The sequence below is a fragment of the Pseudorhodoplanes sp. genome (assembly GCF_046289595.1).
In the GTDB taxonomy this organism is placed as follows: Bacteria; Pseudomonadota; Alphaproteobacteria; order Rhizobiales; family Xanthobacteraceae; genus Pseudorhodoplanes.
This window is the reverse complement of the sequence record NZ_JBKBVB010000193.1, coordinates 1-4,653: the sequence shown is the minus strand read 5'-3', so window position 1 is coordinate 4,653 and position 4,653 is coordinate 1. Positions and strand designations below refer to the sequence as shown.

Annotated in this window: 8 protein-coding genes and 2 tRNA genes; 6 read left to right on the top strand and 4 right to left on the bottom strand. The window is 61.6% G+C overall.

The annotated features are described in order from the left end of the window. Nucleotides 1-401, bottom strand: a 401-nt coding sequence (locus ACK41X_RS22635) for a protein-L-isoaspartate O-methyltransferase family protein (protein ID WP_409728326.1), incomplete at its 3' end; no start/stop codon positions are given. Between the two features lie 61 nt (nucleotides 402-462). Here ACK41X_RS22635 and ACK41X_RS22630 point away from each other — a divergent pair. Continuing rightward, nucleotides 463-536, top strand: a tRNA-Cys gene (locus ACK41X_RS22630). A 74-nt stretch (nucleotides 537-610) separates the two neighbouring features. Beyond that, nucleotides 611-685: transfer RNA gene (locus tag ACK41X_RS22625), tRNA-Asn, on the top strand. Between the two features lie 119 nt (nucleotides 686-804). On the opposite strand, the gene ACK41X_RS22620 is transcribed toward ACK41X_RS22625, so the two are convergent. Further along, entirely contained in the window at nucleotides 805-1,149 is a 345-nt protein-coding gene (locus ACK41X_RS22620) for a hypothetical protein (RefSeq protein ID WP_409728323.1), read from the bottom strand. Nucleotides 1,150-1,288: 139 nt separating this feature from the next. Between ACK41X_RS22620 and ACK41X_RS22615 the strand changes: the two genes are divergently transcribed. Next, complete coding sequence (locus ACK41X_RS22615; RefSeq protein ID WP_409728320.1) at nucleotides 1,289-1,417, top strand: hypothetical protein; 129 nt, start codon at nucleotides 1,289-1,291, stop codon at nucleotides 1,415-1,417. Nucleotides 1,418-1,586: 169 nt separating this feature from the next. Beyond that, entirely contained in the window at nucleotides 1,587-1,745 is a 159-nt protein-coding gene (locus ACK41X_RS22610; protein ID WP_409728318.1) for a hypothetical protein, read from the top strand. Between the two features lie 160 nt (nucleotides 1,746-1,905). Here the strand turns inward: ACK41X_RS22610 and ACK41X_RS22605 are convergent, their stop codons facing one another. Both ACK41X_RS22605 and ACK41X_RS22600 read right to left on the bottom strand, forming a co-directional pair. Further along, a complete protein-coding gene (locus ACK41X_RS22605; RefSeq protein WP_409728315.1) occupies nucleotides 1,906-2,280 on the bottom strand; it encodes a hypothetical protein in 375 nt (124 codons plus the stop codon). Nucleotides 2,281-2,579: 299 nt separating this feature from the next. Next, nucleotides 2,580-3,731, bottom strand: coding sequence for a mandelate racemase/muconate lactonizing enzyme family protein (locus ACK41X_RS22600; protein WP_409728310.1), 1,152 nt, complete (start codon nucleotides 3,729-3,731; stop codon nucleotides 2,580-2,582). A 209-nt stretch (nucleotides 3,732-3,940) separates the two neighbouring features. Here ACK41X_RS22600 and ACK41X_RS22595 point away from each other — a divergent pair, with 209 nt between their 5' ends. Both ACK41X_RS22595 and ACK41X_RS22590 read left to right on the top strand, forming a co-directional pair. After that, nucleotides 3,941-4,420 (top strand): carboxymuconolactone decarboxylase family protein, encoded by a 480-nt coding sequence (locus ACK41X_RS22595; RefSeq protein WP_409728308.1) that lies wholly within the window; start codon nucleotides 3,941-3,943, stop codon nucleotides 4,418-4,420. Nucleotides 4,421-4,432: 12 nt separating this feature from the next. Next, nucleotides 4,433-4,653 (top strand): NAD(P)-binding domain-containing protein (locus ACK41X_RS22590; protein WP_409728305.1); only part of this gene is annotated, 221 nt, incomplete at its 3' end.

The following is a 4,653-nucleotide window of genomic DNA, read 5'->3' as shown; positions in this document are numbered from 1 at the left end:
AGAGCGAGAACGGAGCCGGAAAGCCGCGCCAGCAGCGCCGCCGCATAGCCGGTCGCGCAGCCGACATCGAGCACGCGATCAGCGCTCTTGAGGTCCAGAGCCTGAAGCATCTTTGCCAGCATCATGGGCTTCAGAAGCCGGCGGCCGCCCCCGCCGACGGGCAGATCGAGGTCGAGATAAGCAAGTTCCGCCTGCGCCGCGGGCACGAAATCCTCACGGGGAACATCGAGCATAGCGCGGATCAAGGGCCGGTCGGTGACGTCAGCGGTGCGGACCTGCCCATCCACCATCGCGCGGCGCAACGCGGCGTAATCCACCATGGTCTGGTCCAACATGAATTTCGTCCAAATCAGGATCGCCTGCTTCTGCGGCTTTGTGTCCGAAAACGCAAGATCGGGCACCCGCCCTTCCGCTCTGAAATGTTGCCCGGCCCCCGGCGCTCCTATATGACCTTGCGCCCGAGGCCACGTGGCGGAGTGGTTACGCAACGGTCTGCAAAACCGTGTACCCCGGTTCAATTCCGGGCGTGGCCTCCAGTTCTTTCAATTTCGGGCAACATCGACCTGAAATGCTTGCAATCGGGCGAGGCTTTGTTATAGCCCCGCTTCGTTCCCCGGTAGCTCAGTGGTAGAGCAACCGGCTGTTAACCGGTTGGTCGCTGGTTCGAATCCGGCCCGGGGAGCCAAACATCATCAGCTGTCGTTCGAAATCTAGCGCGGAAGCATCCGTTATTGACCGCAGCACCATGACGTTGACCGCAGCCAACGTAATGCTGCACATCCGGGGCTATCCGAGCCGCAGCGCTTATTTTGCCTTCGCCATCGTCTCGTAAGCATCCGCGGCTGCGTCGATCAGATCCATCGACGGGCGCGACGAACAGACTTTTCTGACTTCACCGACGATGCTCTCGAGATCCCGCCCCCTTCCGACATTGCGGTTATTTGCGCTGGTCATGTTGAGCCCGCTCCAAAAACCGAGAATATAAGCGATACCCTCCTGCTCGAGACGCGCCTCCGACAACCAATGTTCGCAACTGCGGTTGCCGATTCCGATCTCGAAAAAAGAGCCTTGTTGGGCGCGCAGCCGGTCGCCGCAAACGAAGATTGCGGCCGCAACCGCCGACAAGGCTATGAGCCGTGATTTTTGCAAGCGTGCCTCCCCTCTCGGATCGAAAAATGTGAGCGGCCTCACATACCGCCGTCCTGGCGCGCCCTAAATTACACAACAGACGTCTGAGCGATCCTCACGCGGTGGCTCGCCCGGTGGGCCACCGTCTCGGAGCAAAGCCATGTTCCGTCAGCTTCTGAACGAATTCGCCGATGAGGTCTCGTTCCTGATCGCAGGCTTCGTTATGCGCAATGCGATTTTGCTCGTCACGCTCACCACGATACTGCTGGTCGCGTTCGCGCGTCCCTGAACGGATAGCGCGTCTTCTCGTCCGCCGGTCCAACCGTCATTTGGCGCATGCGCAGTGCAGCGCCGTTTCTTATCGTATCGGCTTGTAAATTGTAGTTTTTAAATGCGCCGCCGGCGCGAGCGTGCTTGGCCTCGCCGTTGGTTTTACAGGCAACCCAAGCAGAATGACGATGGACGACAAGATTGACGCCGTGCCGGCGATGGACTGCCCCCATTGCAAGCAACGAATGAGCGTCCGCGCCTATCTGCCGCGAAGCGGCGCACTTCCGGCTGTGGCGGGCTATTGGTGCGAGGCCTGCCGCCAGGAATTCACCATCGAAATCGACTGACCGGCAGGATGCGGCGGCAGCCGACGCTCATCTGGCGCCGCAGCGGCTGTACAGCGTTTTCGAGCAAAATGCGCAGCTCTGCGCGCAAAGAAGACGCGGCACCGCATAGCCCGGAATCGTTTTGCGACTCGAAGAAAAGCGAAACGACCCTCGCGCAACGTCAATCGACGTAATCGTCTTCCAGCGGCGCCGGATGCCAGAGCGGTCCGCGAGACAGCGAAATCTTGCGCCGGCCGGTCTCCTGCGCTGCCGCGATGGGGGCTTCCGGCTGCCGGGACAATTCGTAGAGCGCAGCGCCCGGCCGGCCGCCGGCATCGATCAGGTCGGCCTCCTCGCAGGTCGAGGCGATGGACAGACTCAGCGCATGCAGGTGCGCCCGCCGATAGCAGAACATCGCCAGCATAGCGCGCGTCCGCCCGGGGATCGTCGCAACCAGTTCGGCAAGACCTTCCGGATGCGAGCGATACAACTGCCCGAACAGGCTTTCCGGAATCGGGCACACATCGTCTGAAGCATTCAGCCCAAAGGACGCCATCGTCAGCCCCCGAAAAAATTGTTGCGATTCGGAAAGTGCGATTGAATTTCTTAAGGCCGCGTTAACGCCCCGTCTTCCCTCGGCGCTGCCTTGATTCAGCGCAAGGCGAGTGGCGTCAGCCAGAGCCATCGTTCGTCGCCAACAAATGAAGGAGACGGACGATGCCCGCCGAAACCCTGCTGATTGTGAGCCTGATCTGCCTCGCCTTCGCGATCTTTGCGGCAACGCTGTTTTATGGCGAGCGGACGTCCGGACGCCCGCAATCCTGAAAAAGGGCGACTCCGGTCACCGCGCTGGCGTCAGCCCTTGGCGCGGCCTGCCGAAAGCGGCAGTTTTGCAATCTCGGCGATTGCCTCGCGGTTTGGCTCAAAGCCAAGCCCCGGCCGGTCCGGCAAGGTGAGCCAGCCGGCCTGCGGCTCGGTCAGGCCGCTATAGAGCGTCCTGTACATTTCGACCGCAAGATAATGGTGCTCGACCAGCGAGCCGTTGGCGACGCCGGCCTGCAGATGCATGTTGTGATAGGACCACGCCCCGCCATTGGCGACCGATACATTGTATGATGCGGCGAGCCCGGCGATCTTCAGGCATTGGGTAAAGCCGCCGGTGATGCAGACATTGGGCTGCGCATAGTCGATCGCCTGCGCCGCAAGCAGATCGCGGAACCGGTACAGCAATCCCTCGTTTTGACCGCAGGCGAGCGCAATGCCGCTGTTCCTGCGAAGCTGCGCCATGCCGAGCACATCGTTCTGGGTCAGCGGCTCCTCGAAAAAGGAGATGTTGCAGGGACGGATCATCTCCACGAGCTTGGCGGCGTGGTAGAGATCGAGATTGCAATTGGCGTCGATGAAGATCTCGACGTCGGGCCCGACTGCCTCGCGCACCGCCTGCACACGCCGTGCATCCTCGCGGATCGCGTCCATCACCGGACGCTCGTCTTTGTGCCTGAGCGCTTCGCTCGCCACCGTCATCTTCAGGCGGCGGAAACCGTCCGCCACCCATTTCTTCGCGGCCGCCGCAAGCTGCTCGCGATCGAAAAAGCCGAAGCCGAACGTGGCATAGACCGGCACCCGCTGCCGCGCCCCGCCAAGCAGTTTCCAGACCGGCAGGTTCAGCGCCTTGCCCTTGATGTCCCAGAGCGCGAGATCGACCGCAGCGACTGCATGCGCCGCATAGCCGGTCTGGCCGCGCGGCATCAGCGTCCAGTACATCTTCTCCCAGATTCGTTCATGCAGCAGCGGGTCGTCGCCGAGAAGGTTGGGCGCGATCACGCCGTTGACCGCCTGCGCCACCACATCCTCCTCGGTGATCGAGGTGAGGCCATGACCGACGATGCCGGTATCGGTCTCGACCTCGACGAAACAGGCGGCGAGCGAGGTTTTCTTGTCGAGGCCGAGAATCGCAATGTTCAGGGGAACATTCAGCGGCGTTGCGGTGACACGGACAATTTTCATGATGGCTTCGATTCCGGACAGTGAAACGGGACTCGCGCGTCCCACCATGGTGGGCAAGCCGCAAGATTTTCTGCAGCTGCCTATAGCGCGAGGCGCATTGTGTCGGCAATTTGCCGCCGCGCATGGCGGGTTGCGCTGGCTGGCACTTCCGTCACCCCGTCAAACGCGACATGATCGTAAAACCATCCCAAGGGAGGATCGAGTTTCAGATGGCCAAGTCGAACAAGTCCAAGGTGAACGCCAAGCCGCGCCGCGCCGCAAACGATGCCGGAACGAAGTCCGGCAAAAAGACCCGCACCAAGCTCGAGATGGCCGATCCGGATTTTGCCCGCGGCATCAAGGTACGGCGCGCGATGTGGGGTTTCGACGGCGCCGACGGACAGATCAACAATGCCGGCGAGTTCATCTGGCCGCTGCAGGAGATCGTGACGAAATATTGCTTCGGCCAGACCTGGACGCGGCCGAAACTCTCGCGAAAAATTCGCTCGATGATCACCATGGCAATGCTGGTCGCGATGGCCCGTCCCAACGAATTGAAGGTTCACATCGAAGGCGCCATCGCCAACGGCGTCACCAAGGACGAGATTCAGGAAATCCTGATCCATGCCATGGTCTATGCGGGCATCCCGCGCGGCGTCGAAGGCTTCCGCGCGGCGGAGGAAAAACTGAAGCAGTTGGGTCTCGAGTAACCGGGTGCGATCATGACAACCATCAAAACAGTCGGATTCATCGGCATCGGCAATATGGGCGCGCCGATGGCCGCCAACGTGAAAAAGGGCGGGTTCGAGGTTGTGGCCTTCGATCTCGATCCCGCACGCGCAAAAGCCTTCGCGCGGCAGCATGGCGCGCGCGCGACCGACCAGCTCGCTGAGCTCGGCGAGGCCTGCGACGCCGTCGTCACCATGCTGCCGACCGGCAAGGA